Source organism: Nostocoides jenkinsii Ben 74, assembly GCF_001046875.1.
GTDB lineage: Bacteria > Actinomycetota > Actinomycetes > Actinomycetales > Dermatophilaceae > Nostocoides_A > Nostocoides_A jenkinsii.
Genome location: NZ_HF571038.1, coordinates 3,347,265 through 3,364,323, shown reverse-complemented (window position 1 = coordinate 3,364,323; position 17,059 = coordinate 3,347,265). Strand labels below are relative to the sequence as shown.

11 protein-coding genes are annotated in these 17,059 nt (G+C 69.7%); 7 read left to right on the top strand and 4 right to left on the bottom strand.

Annotation, left to right across the window (positions count from 1 at the left end; all coding sequences use genetic code 11):
• Positions 1–43: 43 nt before the first annotated feature.
• Positions 44–1,666 carry an alpha/beta fold hydrolase gene (locus BN13_RS16035; protein WP_084733826.1) on the bottom strand — a complete coding sequence of 541 codons (1,623 nt, stop codon included), beginning with the start codon at positions 1,664–1,666 and terminating at the stop codon, positions 44–46.
• Between the two features lie 116 nt (positions 1,667–1,782).
• On the opposite strand from BN13_RS16035, the gene hrpA reads away from it, so the two are divergent.
• Positions 1,783–5,577 (top strand): ATP-dependent RNA helicase HrpA, encoded by a 3,795-nt coding sequence (hrpA, locus tag BN13_RS16030; RefSeq protein ID WP_048548185.1) that lies wholly within the window; start codon positions 1,783–1,785, stop codon positions 5,575–5,577.
• Positions 5,578–5,684: 107 nt separating this feature from the next.
• Positions 5,685–6,602: a proteasome assembly chaperone family protein gene (locus BN13_RS16025; protein ID WP_048548184.1), complete on the top strand. Its 918-nt coding sequence runs from the start codon at positions 5,685–5,687 to the stop codon at positions 6,600–6,602.
• Between the two features lie 26 nt (positions 6,603–6,628).
• On the opposite strand, the gene BN13_RS16020 is transcribed toward BN13_RS16025, so the two are convergent.
• Positions 6,629–8,296: a DNA polymerase gene (locus BN13_RS16020; protein ID WP_048548183.1), complete on the bottom strand. Its 1,668-nt coding sequence runs from the start codon at positions 8,294–8,296 to the stop codon at positions 6,629–6,631.
• Positions 8,297–8,380: 84 nt separating this feature from the next.
• On the opposite strand from BN13_RS16020, the gene BN13_RS16015 reads away from it, so the two are divergent.
• The 5 genes from BN13_RS16015 to BN13_RS15995 all read left to right on the top strand — a co-directional run bounded on the left by BN13_RS16015 (position 8,381) and on the right by BN13_RS15995 (position 13,187).
• Positions 8,381–9,088, top strand: coding sequence for an EcsC family protein (locus BN13_RS16015; protein WP_053079832.1), 708 nt, complete (start codon positions 8,381–8,383; stop codon positions 9,086–9,088).
• 95 nt (positions 9,089–9,183) lie between these two features.
• Positions 9,184–9,615 (top strand): YkvA family protein, encoded by a 432-nt coding sequence (locus BN13_RS16010; RefSeq protein ID WP_084733825.1) that lies wholly within the window; start codon positions 9,184–9,186, stop codon positions 9,613–9,615.
• A gap of 100 nt (positions 9,616–9,715) precedes the next feature.
• Positions 9,716–10,741 (top strand): DUF4192 domain-containing protein, encoded by a 1,026-nt coding sequence (locus BN13_RS16005; RefSeq protein WP_048548182.1) that lies wholly within the window; start codon positions 9,716–9,718, stop codon positions 10,739–10,741.
• Between the two features lie 49 nt (positions 10,742–10,790).
• Entirely contained in the window at positions 10,791–11,195 is a 405-nt protein-coding gene (locus BN13_RS16000) for a universal stress protein (protein WP_048548181.1), read from the top strand.
• Positions 11,196–11,474: 279 nt separating this feature from the next.
• On the top strand, positions 11,475–13,187 hold the full coding sequence (locus tag BN13_RS15995; RefSeq protein ID WP_048548180.1) for an RNA polymerase sigma factor: 1,713 nt from the start codon (positions 11,475–11,477) through the stop codon (positions 13,185–13,187).
• A 147-nt stretch (positions 13,188–13,334) separates the two neighbouring features.
• Here BN13_RS15995 and BN13_RS15990 read toward each other — a convergent pair whose 3' ends face one another.
• Complete coding sequence (locus BN13_RS15990; RefSeq protein ID WP_048548179.1) at positions 13,335–15,728, bottom strand: transglutaminase TgpA family protein; 2,394 nt, start codon at positions 15,726–15,728, stop codon at positions 13,335–13,337.
• Positions 15,725–16,951 (bottom strand): DUF58 domain-containing protein, encoded by a 1,227-nt coding sequence (locus BN13_RS15985; RefSeq protein WP_048548178.1) that lies wholly within the window; start codon positions 16,949–16,951, stop codon positions 15,725–15,727. The genes BN13_RS15990 and BN13_RS15985 overlap by 4 nt, the downstream gene beginning before the upstream one ends.
• Positions 16,952–17,059 lie beyond the last annotated feature (108 nt).

Sequence of the window (17,059 nt, the reverse complement as noted above, 5' to 3'; positions counted from 1 at the left end):
GCACCGGGATTGGTGCGCACGAGGGGTTCGTCGTCGGGGCCGGTCAGAAGCGAATTGCCGCCGCGTAGGCCGCGAGTTGCGACTGCACCGAGATCGTCTCGGACTGGCTCCTGGACCCGAGGTCCGGCAGCTTCAGGCCGAAGCAGGTCTTGTCCCCGTCGGGGGCGACGCCGGTCGCCAAGAAGCGGTTGACCTTGGAGTCGACACACTTGTTGCCACTGGCATAGATCCCGTGGTCGCCCTCCTTGCGGACATAGATCAGGACCGATCCCGGGTAGTTCGCGTGCGCGTCGAACGCCAAGCTCGCGTTGGTGGCCGGGTCGTGCTCAGACTGCACCATCAAGGTGGTGCCGATGCCACGGGCGTCGGGCACCTTGAGTGAGACGTCGGGCCGGTTCCAGTAGAAGCACGCGTTGCGGTTGTAGCTCGCGCCGACCACCGGGTAGGGCTTGGTCAGTTGCCGGGTGCGGGCGTCGGCGAAGGTTTGCTTGCCCGGCCAGGACCAGTCGTTGCAGGTGATCGCCGTGAACGTCGAGGGGTAGGCGTCCACCGACAGCGGACGGTTAGCCCCCTGCATCGCGCTCGCGTTCGCCAGCAGGGCCGACTGCTCCTGGTTCAGCGACACCGTCGCCGGTGACCGACCCCCATCCCACTCTTGGCGCACTATCATCATGAGCACGCCGAGCAGCGGGAAGGTCATCTTGGAGTACATCGTCCCGCCGACGGCGCCGTCGAGCACATTGCCGTCGATCTTGATGGTGTCGCCGCCGTCTTTCACCACGAGCGGGCGGCGGACGAGGTCTTGGCGAAGCCGCTCATAGAACGCGTTGACTGCGGCCGGAGTCTTGCCCAGGCCAAGCTGCGCGTCATACGTCGCGGCCCACGGCTGGAAGTCCTTCTCGAAGCGGCGCTGGAAGGATTGCGCCTGCGCTCCGAAGGTGACATTCCACGGCTTCGTGAAGTCGGCATTGGAGTCGAGGACGAAGCGGCCCACGTGGGTGGGGAAGTAGCGCTGGTAGTAGGCGCCGAGCCAGGTGCCACCCGAGTAGCCCACATAGTCGGTGACCTGGTAACCGAGCACCGCCCGGATGAGGTTTATGTCCTTGACCGTTTGGTCAGTGGTGACATAGTCGAGCAGCGCACCGGAGCCCTTGCGGCACCAGGACTGCTGCGCCTTGGACACGGCTGCGACCTTGTCAAAGGTCACCTGGCGCTGGTCGCGCGCATCCCAGGGCCAGGTCGGCGCGCCGAGGCAGCTGAGATTGCTGGACGCCCCGGTGCCGCGGACGTCGAAGCCGACCGCGAGGTGGTCGCGGGCACCAGGCTGGGCGGCGAGCATGGGGGCCATCCCCAAGCCGGGCCCGCCGGGCCCGCCGGGGTTGCCCATCACGAGGCGCGTTCCGCGGCTGCCAGCCGGCAGTGACTTGCTGACGGCGATCTGGATGCTCGGACTGGTCGCGGCTTTGTTCCAGTCCATCGGCGCCTTCATCAGCGCGCACTGCACGGTTCCGTCCGTGGTGCAGTCGACCCAGGAGAGCTTCTGGTTGAGGTACTTCGCCGGGATCCGGGCGTCGTCGTCGGCGGCCCCAGCCGACGGGGCGACGACCAGCGTGGTGGCGGCGGCCATCACGGCTGTTATGCCCATGGCGATAGAGGTGCGTTTCATGATTCCCCTGACTTCTCGGTGACCCGGTCGCTCCGGGGCACGTCATCCCACCCTGTCATGTGGACTTCCGGCCCGCGACAGGAGACGCGCCGTTTCGCGCACGTATCCTGGCGGGCGTGCCCGAGCCAGCCCGAACCGCGCCCCGGGTGCTCGAACTCCCCGACCTCAATTTCCCCGCCGACCTGCCGGTTGTCGACCGCCTCGACGACATCGCCGCGGCCCTGCGAGAGCATCAGGTCGTCGTTGTCGCCGGGGAAACCGGCTCCGGCAAGACCACCCAGCTGCCGAAGATCGCCCTGAAGATCGGGCGCGGCACCGCCGGCCAGATCGGCCTCACCCAACCCCGCCGGATCGCTGCCCGGGCCGTGGCCGAACGGCTCAGCGACGAACTTGGCGTCGACCTCGGTGGCCTGATCGGCTACCAGGTGCGGTTCACGGACACATCCTCTGCGGACACGGCCATCAAGGTCATGACCGACGGCATCCTGCTGAATGAGCTCCAGCGCGATCGTGACCTGCGCCGCTACGACACGATCATCATCGATGAGGCCCACGAGCGCAGCCTCAATATCGACTTCATCCTGGGCTATCTCAAGCGACTCCTGCCGCGCCGACCCGACCTCAAAGTCGTCATCACCTCGGCCACCATCGACCCGCAGCGCTTCGCCGACCACTTCGCCGCGCCGGGCCGCCCGGTGCCGATCATCGAAGTCTCCGGCCGGACGTATCCGGTCGAGATTCGCTACCGACCGCTCGTCGACGACGGCGGTGGCGCCGTCGACCAGATCACGGGCATCTGCGAGGCGGTCGAGGAGTTGTGGACCGAGGGCGGGTCCCACGACGGCGGCGATCACGACATCCTCGTCTTCCTCTCGGGAGAGCGCGAGATTCGCGATGCCGCCGACGCGCTCACGGGGATGAAGCTGCCCGCGACCGAGGTCGTGCCCCTGTTCGCGCGCCTGTCCGCGGCCGAGCAACACCGCGTCTTCGCGCGGCATACGGGCCGTCGGATTGTCCTTGCCACGAATATCGCCGAGACGTCGCTGACCGTCCCCGGCATTCGGTATGTCGTGGACACCGGCACCGCGCGGATCTCGCGCTACTCCCAGCGGCTGAAGGTCCAACGGTTACCGATCGAGCCGATTTCGCAGGCGTCCGCGCGCCAGCGGGCCGGCCGGTGCGGCCGCCTTGCCGACGGCATCTGCATTCGTCTGTATGGGGAGGAGGACCACGATTCTCGGCCCGCCTTCACCGAGCCCGAGATTCTGCGGACGTCGCTGGCGTCGGTCATCCTGCAAATGACCAGCCTGCGGCTGGGCGACGTCGCCCGCTTCCCGTTCGTCGACCCGCCGGACAACCGCAATATCGCGGACGGCGTGCGGCTGCTGCAGGAACTGCACGCCCTGGCCGAGAGCGCGCCCGGCCGCCGCGGCGCGGGGGAGCGGCTCACCCCGACCGGCCGGACGCTCGCCCGGTTGCCGATCGACCCACGCCTGGGCCGCATGCTCCTGGCCGCCGCCGACCTCGGATGCACCAAGGAGGTGCTCGTCATCGTCGCGGCCCTCTCCATCCAGGACCCACGCGAGCGGCCGAGCGATCAACAGACCCAAGCGGATCAGGCGCACGCCCGCTTCAAGGCGTCCGGCAGCGATTTCGGCGCCTATCTGCACCTGTGGCGCTATCTAAAGGACCAGCAGCGGGCGTTGTCGCGCAGCGCTTTTCGCCGCATGTGCCAGCGCGAGTACCTCCACTATCTGCGCGTGCGCGAGTGGCAGGACCTGCACCAACAACTGGTGTCGGCCGCCAAGAGCCAGGGCCTCGACCCCAACCGGGCCACCGCCGCGCCGGATGCCGAGCCCGACTGGGACGTCATTCACCGGGCGCTGCTGCCGGGGCTGCTCTCGCATGTGGGGCTGCGTGACGAATCGACGCGCGACTACCTCGGTGCGCGGGGCGCGCGCTTTGCGATCTCACCCGGGTCGGCCCTCTTTCGCAAGCAACCGGCATACGTCATGGCGGCCGAACTGGTGGAGACGACGCGGCTGTGGGCGCGGGTCAACGCCGCTATCGACCCCGCCTGGGCGGAGGAGGCGGGCGCCCATCTGGTGAAGCGCAGCTACTCCGAGCCGCGGTGGTCTCGGCGCCAGGGGAGTGTCGTCGCGACCGAGCGGGTGACCTTGTATGGCGTGTCACTGGCCGTCGATCGGACGGTTCAGTACGGCCGGATCGACCCCGAGCTGTCGCGAGAACTGTTCATCCGGCACGCCCTCGTCGAGGACGACTGGGAGAGCACGCACGCCTTCGTCAAGGCGAATCGCGCGCTGCGCCAACGGATCGAGGCATTGGAGGACAAAGCGCGCCGACGCGACATCGTCGCCGACGACGATCAGTTGGCCGCCTTCTTCGCCGCGCGCATCCCCGACGGCGTCGTGTCGGCCGCCCACTTCGATCGCTGGTGGAAGAGCGAGAGCCGTCACCGGCCCCGGCTGCTGACATTGACGGAGGAGGATCTGCGCCGCGCGGACGGCGGCGCGGTTGGCGCGGACGACTACCCCGGGACGTGGCCGGCCGGCGATGTCGACCTGCGCCTCAGCTACCAATTCGAGCCCGGCTCGCCGGACGACGGTGTGAGCGTGCGGATCCCCTTGACGGTCCTCAACCGGGTCGAGGCAACGGGCTTCGACTGGCTCGTTCCGGGGATGCGCGAGGACCTGGTCGCGGCGCTGATCCGATCACTGCCCAAGGCCACGCGAACCAACTTCGTCCCGGCCCCCAACCATGCGGCCTACGTGGCGCGCGAGATCGACCCCGGCGCCGGCCCGATCACGGACGAGATCGCCCGCGTCCTGCGGGCGCACACCGGCGTCGCCGTTGACCCGGGGGAGTGGGACTGGGCGAAGGTGCCCGCCCACCTGCGGATGACGTTCACCGTCGTCGGCGACCGGGGCGAGCGGCTGGGCCACGGCAAGGACTTGGAGCAGCTGCGCGAACGGCTGTCGGGACAGGTGCGGCGGCGGGTCGCGAAGGCGGGCGCGGCGATCGAGCGCACCGGGCTGACCTCCTTCCCCGACACCGAGATTCCCGCCACCTATACCAGCCGGGCAGGCGCGCACGATGTCGTGGGCTATCCCGCGTTGATCGACGAAGGCACCTCGGTCTCACTGCGCGTCCTGCCCGCCGAGCCGGCCGCCGCGGCCGCCCATCGACTCGGCGTGCGTCGCCTCCTGCTGCTCGGCATCGTGCCGCCGTGGAAGCGCATCCTGGCCGGGCTCAGCAATGCCGACAAGCTCGCCCTGGGACGCAATCCACATGGGTCGATCCCGGCGTTCCTCGACGACGCTCTCGCGGCGGCCGTCGACGACATCGTCGCTGGGGCGGGCACCGGACCGGTGCGCACCCCCGCGCAGTTCGCCGCCGCACTCGCCGCCGTGAAGACGCATACGGCGGCGCGAGTGCTCAGCGTCGTGGCCCAGGCCGTGCCGGTGCTGGACCTGGCCGCCGAGGTCGAGCGGCTCTTGGCGTCGTTGACGGGCCCGGCGCAGGCGGGAGCGGTGGCCGACATCCGGGCACAACTCGGCTCGCTCGTCGGGCCTGGCTTCCTCGCGAAGGTCGGAGCGTCCCGGCTCGCGGATCTCCCGCGCTACCTGCGCGCAATGATCGAGCGACTCACCAAGGCGGCCACCGATCCCGCCCGCGACGCCCGCCTGCTCGCCGAGGTCGATCGCGTCGAGAGCCGGTATGCCGATCTGCTCGCCTCCCTCTCGCCCCTCGCCCGCGCCGGTGACGACGTCCGGCAGGTGGGCTGGATGATCGAGGAACTGCGGGTGGGGGTGTTCGCGCAGCGGCTCGGCACGGCATACCCCGTGAGCGCGAAGCGCGTGGAGAAGGCGATCGACGCGCTCGCTCGCTGAGCACACTCAGGAAGACCGGACGATCGCGGAATCAGCGACCGGGGCGGCGCGTTGGTCCAGGAGAATTGCTGCGAGCGGCGAACACGAGAGACGAAAGAGGTGGCGTCGTGCAAGACCCCCGTGAATTGTTCCGCTACGAGCCGGACGGGGACCCGGGTGCCAATGTGCCGGGTCCGCTGCTGGTATCGGTCGGGGGGTTCATCGACGCCGGCAACGTCCAGGCGATCCTGACCCGCCACCTCATCGAGGCCTCCGAGGCGACCGTCGTGGCGTCCTTCGACGTCGACCAATTGCTGGACTATCGCGGCCGGCGGCCGGTGATGGTGTTCGAGGAGAACCACTACGCCGAGTATGACGATCCCTCCCTCGTGCTCTACCGCCTCGCCGATCGTGATGGGCAGCCCTACTACCTGCTCGCCGGTCCGGAGCCGGACTACCAGTGGGAGCGGGCGATCGAGGCGATCCGGTTGCTGCAGAAGGATCTTGGGATCACGCTGACCGTCACCTCGCACGGGATCCCGATGGCGGTGCCCCACACCCGGCCGATCGGCGTCACGGCCCACGCGACCGATGTCCGCCTGATCGGGGAGCGCAATCCGGTCTTCGGTCGGGTGCAGATCCCCGGGTCGTTCAGCGCCCTGTTGGAGTTGCGGCTCGGTGAGGCCGAGGCCGCGGCGGTCGGGTTCGCCATCCACGTCCCGCACTACCTGGCGCAGGCGGAGTTCCACGACGCCGCGCTGACCGCGCTCAACGCCATCGTGGACGTGACGGGGCTGAACTTGCCCAATGACGCCCTTGTCGCGGCCGCGAACGAAGGTCGTGGGCAGATCGAGGCCGAGGTCGCCGGTAACCCCGAGATCGCCTCCGGGGTGAGCATGCTGGAACGGCAGTATGACGACTTCATCGAGGCGTCGGACAAGCCGAATCTGTTGGCGCCGACCTCGACCCCGCTGCCCTCGGGCGATGAGCTGGCTGCGGACTTCGAGCAGTTCCTGCGCACGGTCGGGGACGACGAGCACCCGTAGCCCCTCGGCGATTTGGCTCGAAGCGGCTAGTCCTTTGCCTCGCTCCAGCGCTGGATGACCAGCGTGTCGGTGACGAAGCGCACCGGCGCCTCGCCCGACCACCGGCGAGCGGCGTCGGTCAGGGCGGTGGCGACCACGCGGCATACGTCCGGGGCTTGGTCTTGGGGCGTGTGGATGAGGAGTTCGTCGTGCAGGCAGAGCGCGATGTGCGCTGGCGTGCCGGCGAGTTCGGCACGCACGGTGGCGGCCCAGCACTTGAATAGCTCGGCCGCGGCACCCTGGATGAGGGCGTTGCGGGCGTAGCGACCGCGGGACCCTTCGTCCGGGATCCCGGCCGTGCGGATCCGGCGACCGCCGAAGGTGCGCAGGTCGGCGCGCGCCAGGCCCGCGGCATACGCCTCGTCCAGGAATCCCATCGCGCGCGGATAGGCGCGTTGGAGACGCTCGAGGGCACGGCCGGCGGTGCCGCTGCGCTGCCCGTACATCGCGGCGAGCACGGCGACTTTCGCGATCGGCCGCTCGACCTGCAGCCGGGCGGCGATGGGGGCATACAGGTCGTCGGCCATGGTCGCGGCGGCCAGCGTCGGATCGCCGGAGACGACAGCCAGGACTCGCGGTTCGATCTGGCCGAGGTCGGCCCGCACGAAGGTCCACCCCGGCGCGGCCGCAACCGCGGGCCGCATTGCCGCCGGGAGGTTGTGGAGTCCGTTCTGCGCGGTCATCCGGCCGGCGGCGCCGTCACACGGACTCCAGGCACCGCGCAATCGGTCGTCCGGCCCGACGTGGTTGTCGAGCCAGGCGTAGCCATAGGTGGTGGCGATGCGTTCGTCGGCCCGCCAGGCCAAGAGCGCGGGCACGAGCGGGTGCGCGTCGCGATAGCCCGCCAGCACCCACTTGCGGGTGGTCTCGACGGCGATGCCGAGGCCGGCGAGGAGGGCCTTGACCGAGCCGGGATTGCGCAGGTCGGTCGTGTCGTGGCCCGGGGCCAGCGAGAGCACGGCCGCGTCGCGAGCCGCCCGAATTTCCTTCTCGTGCGCGGCATTTCGTGGCCGAGGCCCGGCGGCACGGGCGATGAGGTGCTCGGCGCCGGTCCGGTCGAGGGGGAGCCCGTCACGTTCCAGCTCGACGCACAGCACGGATACGGCCGACTCGGAGACGGCGAGCGCGAGGGCGCGCGGTCCGATCGCGGCGAGTTGGGCATAGAGCGCCTCGGCGCACGCATGGGCCGCCTCGGCCCAGCGTTCGAGCCGACCGGGCCCGGCGAGCCAGTCGCCGTCGGTCACGTCGGGCCGCAGGTGGCCGTCGGCGACCGTGAGGTCGTCTGGGCCCGGCTGCTGCCGGAGCTGGCTGAACAGGTCATCCGGTGCCATTGCCGGTATGCCGCGCGCGTCCAACCCGTGCGCCCCGGCCCAGACGCGCCCGGGGTCGGCGCGCCAGCCTCCCCGCTCAATGCGATAAGCCTGCGCGAGGTCGAGCACCCTGGGGATCAGCACCCCTCGACGGATGACGGCGGCGAGGTCTCGCTCCGCCGACCACACGAGGACCCGGCGCGCATCCAGGTCGGTCCGCAGCCAGTCGGCCGCCTCCGCGAGGGGGAGCCGGCGGCTTATCCCATCCCCGACAAGGGCGATGTTGTCGCCGTGCGCGACGACCGCCACGAGCTCGCCCCAGGCGGGGGTGAGGGACGGCGGCATACACACGAGCGTAGGCGCGCGGACACCTGGTTCGGCCATGGCCGAGCCACCGTTGACCCCTGGGCGCATGCGAGGATTCCGCCCATGCTCGGATTCGGCAAGAACGACAAAGATGCCATCGCGGACACCAAGACCGCGCTGGAGGCGGCCAAGGGGCCCCGCGCGGACGACGGCGTGCTCGGCAATGCCGGCACCCGCGTGGTCGAGCGCCTCCTCGATGCGGGAATCGATGGGCGGGGACCGTTCGACTCGGCCGCCAAGATCGCCGCTGATGCTTTACGCAAGCATGATCGCGCGGACGGCGCCGTGGACGCGATCATCAAGGAGCACACGATGCTCGCCGCCGGCGGCGGATTCGTCACGAGCATGGGCGGCTTCATCACGATGCCAGTGTCCTTGCCGGCCAACGTCCTGGAGTTCTATCTCGTTGCCACCCGGATGGTCGCGGCGATCGCCAAGGCCCGGGGCTACGACATCAACCAGCCCGAGATCCGCTCCGCGGTCCTCTTGACCCTCGTCGGCGCCGATGCGGACGACCTGTTGAAGAAGGCCGGCGTGGTCGCTACGGGCCGGCTGTCGAATCTCGCCGCCCAGCGGCTGCCAGGCCCGGTGCTCATGGTCGTCAACAAAGCTGTCGGGTTTCGACTCCTGTCGACGGCCGGCAAGGGCGTGCTGTCCCGCTTCGGCAAGGGGGTGCCGGTGGTCGGCGGTTTTGTCGGTGCCGGCCTCGACGTCTATTTGTTGCGCCGGATCGCCGACCATGCGCGCCAGGAGTTTCCGGCGGCGCGCTGAGGTCGCCCCCGGGGAATCCCGGGGTTGGGTGCGACGTTGAGTCGTATGCCGCGATGCGCAGGGCGTCACGGCATGCTCGTTCGAGAGAGAGTCCCATGGCCACGCGCTCGCGCCTCCCGTTGCTTCGATCCTTCGCCACCGCGGTGCGGTCGGCGACCCGACCTGGCTCACCGGGAGTCGGGGACCGTCTCGCCGCCCTCCCGCGACTGATTCGCGCGACCCGATCCGGGCAGCATGCCGGGACGAGCGTCGGGCGACTGGCCATGCTCGCGGTAGCCGCGGCATACATCGTCTCGCCGGTCGACCTGCTCCCGGAGGGAGCCCTGTTCGTCTTCGGTCTCGCGGACGACGCCATGGTGCTCTCGTGGCTCGCCGCCGCCTTCTTGACCGAGACCGAGTCCTATCTCGCCTGGGAGCGTGGTCACGCCGCACCCGGGGCGTATGCCGCGACCCCCGGCACCCCTTTCCCCTCGGCCTCCGCCACGACCGGGTGGCCCCAGGATTCGGTGCCGGGCTCGGTGCGCTGACGCTTGTCCACAGGGTTTGACGGCCCACCTTTTGGCTCTGTCAACAGGGCAAATCTCCTCTCCGTGACAGGGAGCGTGGCGCCGCACCACGCTGGAGGGCATGACGATTCGACTTAGCACTATCGATGACCTGGTGACCGCGCTGCCCTATCTCGTGGGGTTTGAGCCCGAGTCGAGCGCGGTGTTGGTCTGCGTGCAGGGCGGTGTCTGCGGCGACATCCTGCGGGTGGATCTGCCGAGGTCCACGCGGGACAACAAGGGATGGCTCGACATCGCTGAGCGCGCCACCACCCGACGAGCCCGTGACCAGGTGCTGCTGGCGGCATTCACCGACGACCCCGCCAGGGCTCGCGTGCTGGGGCCCCTGGAGCGGCGACTTCGCGCGGCCGGCGTGGACGTCCCGCATGTGGTCGTGGTCGGAGCGACGAGTTATCGGCACCTGTCATGCGCAGGGAGTTCGTGCTGCCCGCTGAGCGGACGGCCGCGGGCGGGCGGAGCGAGCCTGGCCTCATCGATTGCGGCGGAATTCGTTGTGCAGGGGTGCGCGCCGGTGCCGACTCGAGGCGCGCTCGAAGCCACGCTCGCGCCAGATCTGGGTGCTCGGGCGCGAGTTGAGGCGGCGGCAGATGCGGGGCCCCTCGGCTTCGAAGTGATGCGGTGGTGCCAGGTCGCCAGGACTTCGCAGGTGTGGGAGCCGACGGATCTTGATCGGTGGCGCCTTGGGTTGAGCCTGCTCGATCGCAACTGGCGCGATGCGCTGATCGACGCCTTTGCCCCGGACTGCTACCTCGGACCGGATGCTTTGCCCGGTCGTCATGCTGCGGCCATCGGTGAGGTTCGGCAGGCACTGCGGGCCGGCGATGTCGGCCAGTGGCGGGCCCAGCAGGTGCTCATCAGTCGGCTCACTGATCTGGCTCGCCAGGTGCCGGCCGAACTCGCGGCGGGGACCTACACCGTTCTGGCCATGACGGCGCTTGCGTCGGGGCAGGGTGCGCTGGCGAATATCGCCTTGGACCAGGCGTTGACGGCCGATCCTGACTACGTGCTCGCCAGCATGGCGGCCCGGATGTTGGCACATGGAGTTGCGCCGGTTCCCCCGCGTATGGAGCGAGCCGACGTCAGGTAGGTTTAGCTCCGGAGTCGAGCACAATGGCTGTGCTCCTAAGGAGGATTTCGTGCCGATCGTCGTCGGATTCGTCCCAACTAAGGAGGGTCGCGCCGCGCTTGCCCGAGCGGCCGAGGAAAGCGCCCTGCGGTCGACGAAGCTCGTCATCGTCAACTCCCACCGCGGCGGCCGCGATGCGGTCGACGTGGGTCCCGAAAGCGCGACCGAGAAAGAGCTCGCGTCAGTGCTTGATGACCTCAAGGGTCGCGGCATCGACACCGAGGTGCATGCACTCGTGCGTGGCAACGAGCCGGCCGAGGACTTGATCGCGGTGGCCGCTGAGGTCGACGCCGACTTCATCGTCATTGGGCTGCGTCGGCGCACGCCGGTGGGCAAGCTGATTCTGGGCTCGAACGCCCAGCGCGTCCTGCTCGATAGCCCCTGCCCAGTCCTTGCGGTGAAGGGCGAGGCCTGACGCAGCCAGCTGGCCCGGCGATATCGCCGGGCCACTCCGCCCGCTGGTCGGGCCTAGCTCACCTGATCGGCTCTAAGTCGTCGCCACTCGACGGGTCGGAATAGGTGCTGGCCCCATCGCAGTTTTATAATGTCGATGCAGGTTCACGGCGCAGCACACCAGAGGTCCTATCGGACGACCGGCAGAGTTCACGCCCGACACCGCTCAAGCCATTGATCGTCAGCGGCCACCCTTTCGTGGCCGCCCGTCCGTCCTGCCGGAAAGGTTGTTGGTTCGCCAGTGCCGCGTACGACCGCCACCCCCACACCCGAACTACCCCGCGAATTCGCCCACGCGGCCCTGCAAGATCTCGTCAAGACTGGCCGCACCGGCGGCTCGGTCACGGGTGAAGCCGTTGCCGCGGCGATGGCCGAGGCCGACGTCACCACCGCGGCGCGCCGCAAGGCTGTGATGCGCGCACTGGAGGACCAGGGCATCGAAGTGGTCGTTGCAGCTGCCCCGAAGCCAGCTCGCAAGACCGCCGCTCGGCCGGCCGCCAAGAAGGCCGCGGCTACGGATGCGGCCGACGGGGTCGAGGCCCCGGCCGAGGCTAAGCCGGCCACTCGACGGACTGCCGCGAGCAAGGCTGCTGCCACGCAGGCTCCGGCCGCGAAGGCCACGTCGGCCGCTGCCGCCAAGAAGGCGACGGCGACCAAGGCCACCACGAGCCGCGCCGCGGCGAAGACCGCGGCCGGCACGGCGGACGCCCCGACCCCGGCCAAGAAGGCCGCCGCCAAGAAGGCCACCGCCAAGTCGGCTGCAGCCGAGCCGGGCGACGCGGCTGACGAGACAGTGGAGTCGGAAGCGGACGAGCCCGAAGTCGAGGCGGACGCCGACCTCGACGCCGAGGCTGAGGTGGAGGTCGCTGTCGACGAGGAGGTGGACACCGCCGAGGAGGCCACTGACGACGACGCTGCGGACGAATCCGGCGAGGTGGCAACCGCCAAGCCCGCCAGCGACGACGAGAGCGATGAGTCGGCCGGCTTCGTCATCCGCGACGACGACGAGGACGATGCCCCGGCGCAGCAGGTCGTGACGGCCGGTGCGACGGCGGACCCCGTCAAGGACTACCTCAAACAGATCGGCAAGGTCGCCCTGCTCAACGCCGAACAGGAGGTCGAACTCGCCAAGCGCATCGAGGCTGGCCTGTTCGCCGAGGAGCGACTGGGAAGCAACGACACCATCGAGCAGAAGCTCAAGCGCGAGCTGTGGTGGATCGCCCAGGATGGCAAGAAGGCCAAGAACCACCTCCTTGAGGCCAACCTGCGGCTCGTGGTCAGCCTCGCCAAGCGCTACACCGGGCGCGGGATGCTCTTCCTGGACCTGATCCAGGAGGGCAACCTCGGCCTGATCCGTGCGGTCGAGAAGTTCGACTACACCAAGGGCTACAAGTTCTCGACCTATGCCACCTGGTGGATTCGGCAGGCGATCACCCGCGCCATGGCCGACCAGGCCCGGACCATCCGCATTCCGGTGCACATGGTCGAGGTCATCAACAAGCTCGCCCGCGTCCAACGCCAGATGCTTCAGGACCTGGGCCGCGAACCCACCCCGGAAGAACTCGCCCGCGAACTCGACATGACCCCCGAGAAGGTCGTCGAGGTGCAGAAGTATGGCCGTGAGCCCATCTCCCTGCACACCCCCCTCGGCGAGGACGGCGACTCCGAGTTCGGTGACCTGATCGAGGACTCCGAGGCCGTCGTGCCCGCCGACGCGGTCAGCTTCACGCTGCTGCAGGAGCAGTTGCACAGCGTCCTCGACACCCTCTCCGAGCGCGAGGCGGGTGTGGTGGCGATGCGCTTCGGTCTCACCGACGGCCAGCCCAAGACGCTTGATGAGATCGGCAAGGTCTATGGCGTCACGCGAGAGCGGATTCGCCAGATCGAGTCCAAGACCATGAGCAAGCTGCGCCACCCCAGCCGCTCGCAGGTGCTGCGCGACTACCTGGACTGAGAGGCCCAGCCTTCACTTCCGAACTTGAGCACGTCTTACGAACTTGAGCACGCCCTCCAGGGCGTGCTCAAGTTCGTAAGACGTGCTCAAGTTCGTTGGACCGGGGGGGCGCGGAGGGGGCGGGAGGACCGCGGGTGCGGTGGGGGACTACCGTGCGCTGCGACGAGCGGCCCACCAGTCGGCGAGGCGTCCGGTCGCCGAGCGGGCCGCCCGGCCCGGCGCACCGACCACTCGGGACACGGTCTGCGTCACGGCCCGCCGGCCGGTGCCGGGGAGCAGCGCGGCATACAGCCTTGTCGACAGTCGTCGGCTTGAGGCGACGGCCTTGACCACCGAATCGACATCGGTCGTCGGGTCCGTCAGCGTCGCCGACGGTGGGGCGTAGCGCGCCAACTCCACGGCCGTCACCACGCGCGTCATCGCGGCGCGTTCGCCCGGGTCGAGCACCCCGCGCTCGGTCACGAACGTCTCCGCCTGCCGAGGGGTGAAACTGTCCGGCGCCACCACGCCGAGATCCGCAAGGCGCTCGGTCAGTTCGCGCCAGCGCACCTCGATCCGGCCGGCCTCGTCCGCGGCGCGGGCGAGCTGCCGGCGGCGGCGAACCCGGGCACTGACCGGGACCACGAGCGCGCCGAGGGCTCCCAGGAACAGCCCGATCACGATCCACGCCTGCCGCGGTAGGTCGCCGATGCGCTCCCACATCGGCTTCTCCAGACCTGTCGGGTTGGTGACGGAGGGGTTCAACTCCGGCTGGTCCGGGCGTTGCGTCGGCCGCGGGGAGGAGGAGGTTGTCGAACTCGATCCGGAGGGGTCGTCAGTCGGGGCCTGCGTGTATCCCGGCGCAATGCCGCTGCGCGCACCCGGGGTCGGTTCGAAGCGCAACCAGCCGTAGGGCTCGAAGTACAACTCCGGCCATGCGTGCGCGTCGGCCGCGCGGACGTCCCGGGCGCCCTTGTCCAAGGACCCCGGGAGGAAGCCGACCACCATCCGAGCCGGTATGCCGCGTGCTCGCGCCAGCATGATCATCGCCGACGCGAACTGTTGGCAGTAGCCGACCTTGGTGACCAGGAACCGGGACACCGGGTCTAGATCCAGGGGGACCCCCGCGGAGTCGACCGGGTCCGGGGCCAAGGTCAGGCTGTAGGTGAAGGCCGAGGAGCGCAGGTAGTCCTGGATCGCCGTCGCGGCATCGAAGTCGGACGCCCCGTCGGGCACGACGTCGGCCAGGGTCGATTCCAGAAGCGGACGGGCGAGCGCATCCGCGGCGAGGGTCCCGGGGGCGGGCAGGCGCACCCCCGGCGCGAGGTTGTAGTCGAGGTCGCGAACATTGGACTGCTCCAGGACCGAGCGCGGGATCTTCAGCGTGTCGTAGGTCGCGGAATAGCTTTCCACCGTCTTGGCTACGTCGACGGTGCCACTCGGGGCGCGGGACGCCTCGACATCGTCGGGAAGCGTCAGCGACGTCGCATTGGCCGGCAGCGCGATTTGCGGAGCACCAATCTCGTTGCGCTCGACCACGAAAGTGCGCTCGGTGGCGAGTCCCTCGACGCCGGAGTAGTCGGGAGTGCCAAGGAAGCGCTCGCCGGAGTTGATCCGTGCGGAGGGGAAACTGCGGGCCCGGGAGAAGCGTCCGTCGGTGCTGAAGTCCTCCAGCACCGCCAGCGGAATGGGTTCGGCCGTCGTCGCGGAGGTGCGGTAGCGCAGAATGACGCGGTCGCTCTGGTCCTCCAGGCTGCTCAACAGGTCCAGTGTGGTGCTCAGTTGATAGGGCCCGCCCGGGCCACTGGCGGCGCGGCCGAGGCCGTCACTGAGGAAGCGCGGGTTCGGATGGGGCATTGCCCAGGCGAGGATCAGGGCGCAGGCGATCGTCGCGATGCCGACATTGCGAGCAGCCGCGGTGAACCCCGCCACGCCATCCACCGGCCGGCGCACATCGCCGGTGGTCAACGGCACGGTCGTGGACCACCGCCGCAGGCCGGAGATGCCGGTGCGCGCCATCAACAACAGCCACAGACTTGCCGGCAGGGCGAACGACCACCAGGCCAGCGGGGCTCCGGTGTTGGTCGCCGTGATCAGGTATGCCGAGAGCAGACCGAGCCCCGCCAGCGCCGGAGCGCGGTGGGTCACCGCGGTGGCGTCGACCAGGATGACCAGCAGGGCGATGATGACGGTCAGCGCGACGACCATGCCGCGGGAGGTGGGGGCGGGCGCGGCATACGTGATGACGGCGATGCGAGCGTCGTAGAGCAGGTTGTTGAGGGCGCGGATTGCGTCGAGCAAGGGGATCCCATGCCAGAGGTGGCCCCGCAGATGGAGTCCCCCCAGGGTGAGATAGGCCGCGAGGATCTGGAGCCCGACAACCGCCCACCGGAACGGCAGCAGCAGGCGTCCGAGCATGCCGACCGCCACGATCACCATCGAGATGACCAGGGCCGGGTTGACCCAGTCGAGCGTGGTCAACAGAAGATGCACGGGCATCAGTGCCGCCCAGGTGGCGGCGAGGGCGAGGAGCGCGTCGACCGGGCGGACGTTGGGGTTCATCGGCGCGCCGTCATCGTGGCCGTCGCGGCCTGCCAGGCGTCGGGAACGCTGGTGCCGTTGTCGACCAGCGCACAAGCCCAGCCGTGGGCCCGCAACTCGGCGGCGGTGCGCTCGCTGGCCTGGTCGGCCGGTCCGGCGAGGTTCATGACGAGGGCGACGCCGGGAGAGCCCGCGCTGCGCATCCGTGCCAAGGCCAGCGCGTCGTCCTGCGTCAGCGGTCCGGTCACGGCCACGATCAGCGCGCCGTCACCCACCCGGTCGGACGCGATCGACAGGCTCTTGGCGAATGTGTCGGGGGCATCCAGGCGCGCGAACGCCAATGCCTCCAACAGGTCGTCCAGGGCCAAGTCGTCCAGCGCAGAGTCCGAGACCGACCCGCCCGCGACGAGGTGGATGGAGAGGCCCTCGCGGTAGAGCAAGGCGCAAATGGAGGCGACTGCGGTGACGGCCCACTCAAAGGAACCGGCGCTTCGTGGGCCGGAGAGCGTGGCGTCGCGGTCGTCGAGCAACACCACCGCGCGTCGCTTGGCCGGCCGATCTTCCTGGCGCACCATGAGATCGCCCGTGCGGGCGGTCGCCGGCCAGTGAATGCGGCGCAGATCGTCGCCGTCGCGGTATTCACGCACCGAGACGTCGTCCTCGCCGTGCAGGGCGATCATGTGCGGGATCGTTCCCTCGGTCCCGGCGCCCGTGGAACCCCGCGTGCCGCGCAGATCGTGGACGCGCGGTAGGACGATGACCTCACCGACGTTGGGCACCACGGCCAGCCGCATGGTCAACTCGAAGGGATCCTTGATCCGCAGGGACAGTGGCCCGAGCCGGTGCCGGCCGCGGACATTGGAACGCACCCGATAGGGCAGCATCTGGCGGTCGCCCGGGGCAAGGCGGGGTATGACGAACCGCGGCCGGTCGCCGAGCGCGTAGTCGAGTTGCTCCTCGGCCATCAGGATCGGGGTCGCCCGATCGCCACCGTTGAGGACGGTCAGCAGGACATCGCTGGCCTCGTCGAGATGCACCCGGCCGGGGACGACCCCCCGGACTGTGCGCAGTTGCAGGCCGCGGCGGACGCCGATCAGGCCGACCAGGATGGGCAGCCCGCCGACCAAGAGCCCAAGTCGCGTGATCTCCCGGAAGCCGAGGACGAGTCCGCAGACGACCAAGGCCGCGCCCGCCGCGAGGAAACAACGTCCTCGCAGCGTGAGTGATCCGGTGACCTGGCGCATTCGCGGGCTAGAGGCCGGGCGAGGGGATCTTGACCCGGTCGAGGATCGTGCGCAGGACATCGGCGGGGGGGGGGGGGGGGGGGGGGGGGGGGGGGGGGGGGGGGGGGG

Bases quoted from the DNA above. Each gene is read 5' to 3' on its own strand.
- BN13_RS16015 (WP_053079832.1), top strand. From the start codon at position 8,381: ATGCTCGGATTCGGCAAGAACGACAAAGATGCCATCGCGGACACCAAG.
- BN13_RS16005 (WP_048548182.1), top strand. From the start codon at position 9,716: ATGACGATTCGACTTAGCACTATCGATGACCTGGTGACCGCGCTGCCC.
- BN13_RS16010 (WP_084733825.1), top strand. From the start codon at position 9,184: ATGGCCACGCGCTCGCGCCTCCCGTTGCTTCGATCCTTCGCCACCGCG.
- BN13_RS15985 (WP_048548178.1), bottom strand. From the start codon at position 16,951: ATGCGCCAGGTCACCGGATCACTCACGCTGCGAGGACGTTGTTTCCTC.
- BN13_RS15990 (WP_048548179.1), bottom strand. From the start codon at position 15,728: ATGAACCCCAACGTCCGCCCGGTCGACGCGCTCCTCGCCCTCGCCGCC.
- BN13_RS16035 (WP_084733826.1), bottom strand. From the start codon at position 1,666: ATGAAACGCACCTCTATCGCCATGGGCATAACAGCCGTGATGGCCGCC.
- BN13_RS16020 (WP_048548183.1), bottom strand. From the start codon at position 8,296: ATGCCGCCGTCCCTCACCCCCGCCTGGGGCGAGCTCGTGGCGGTCGTC.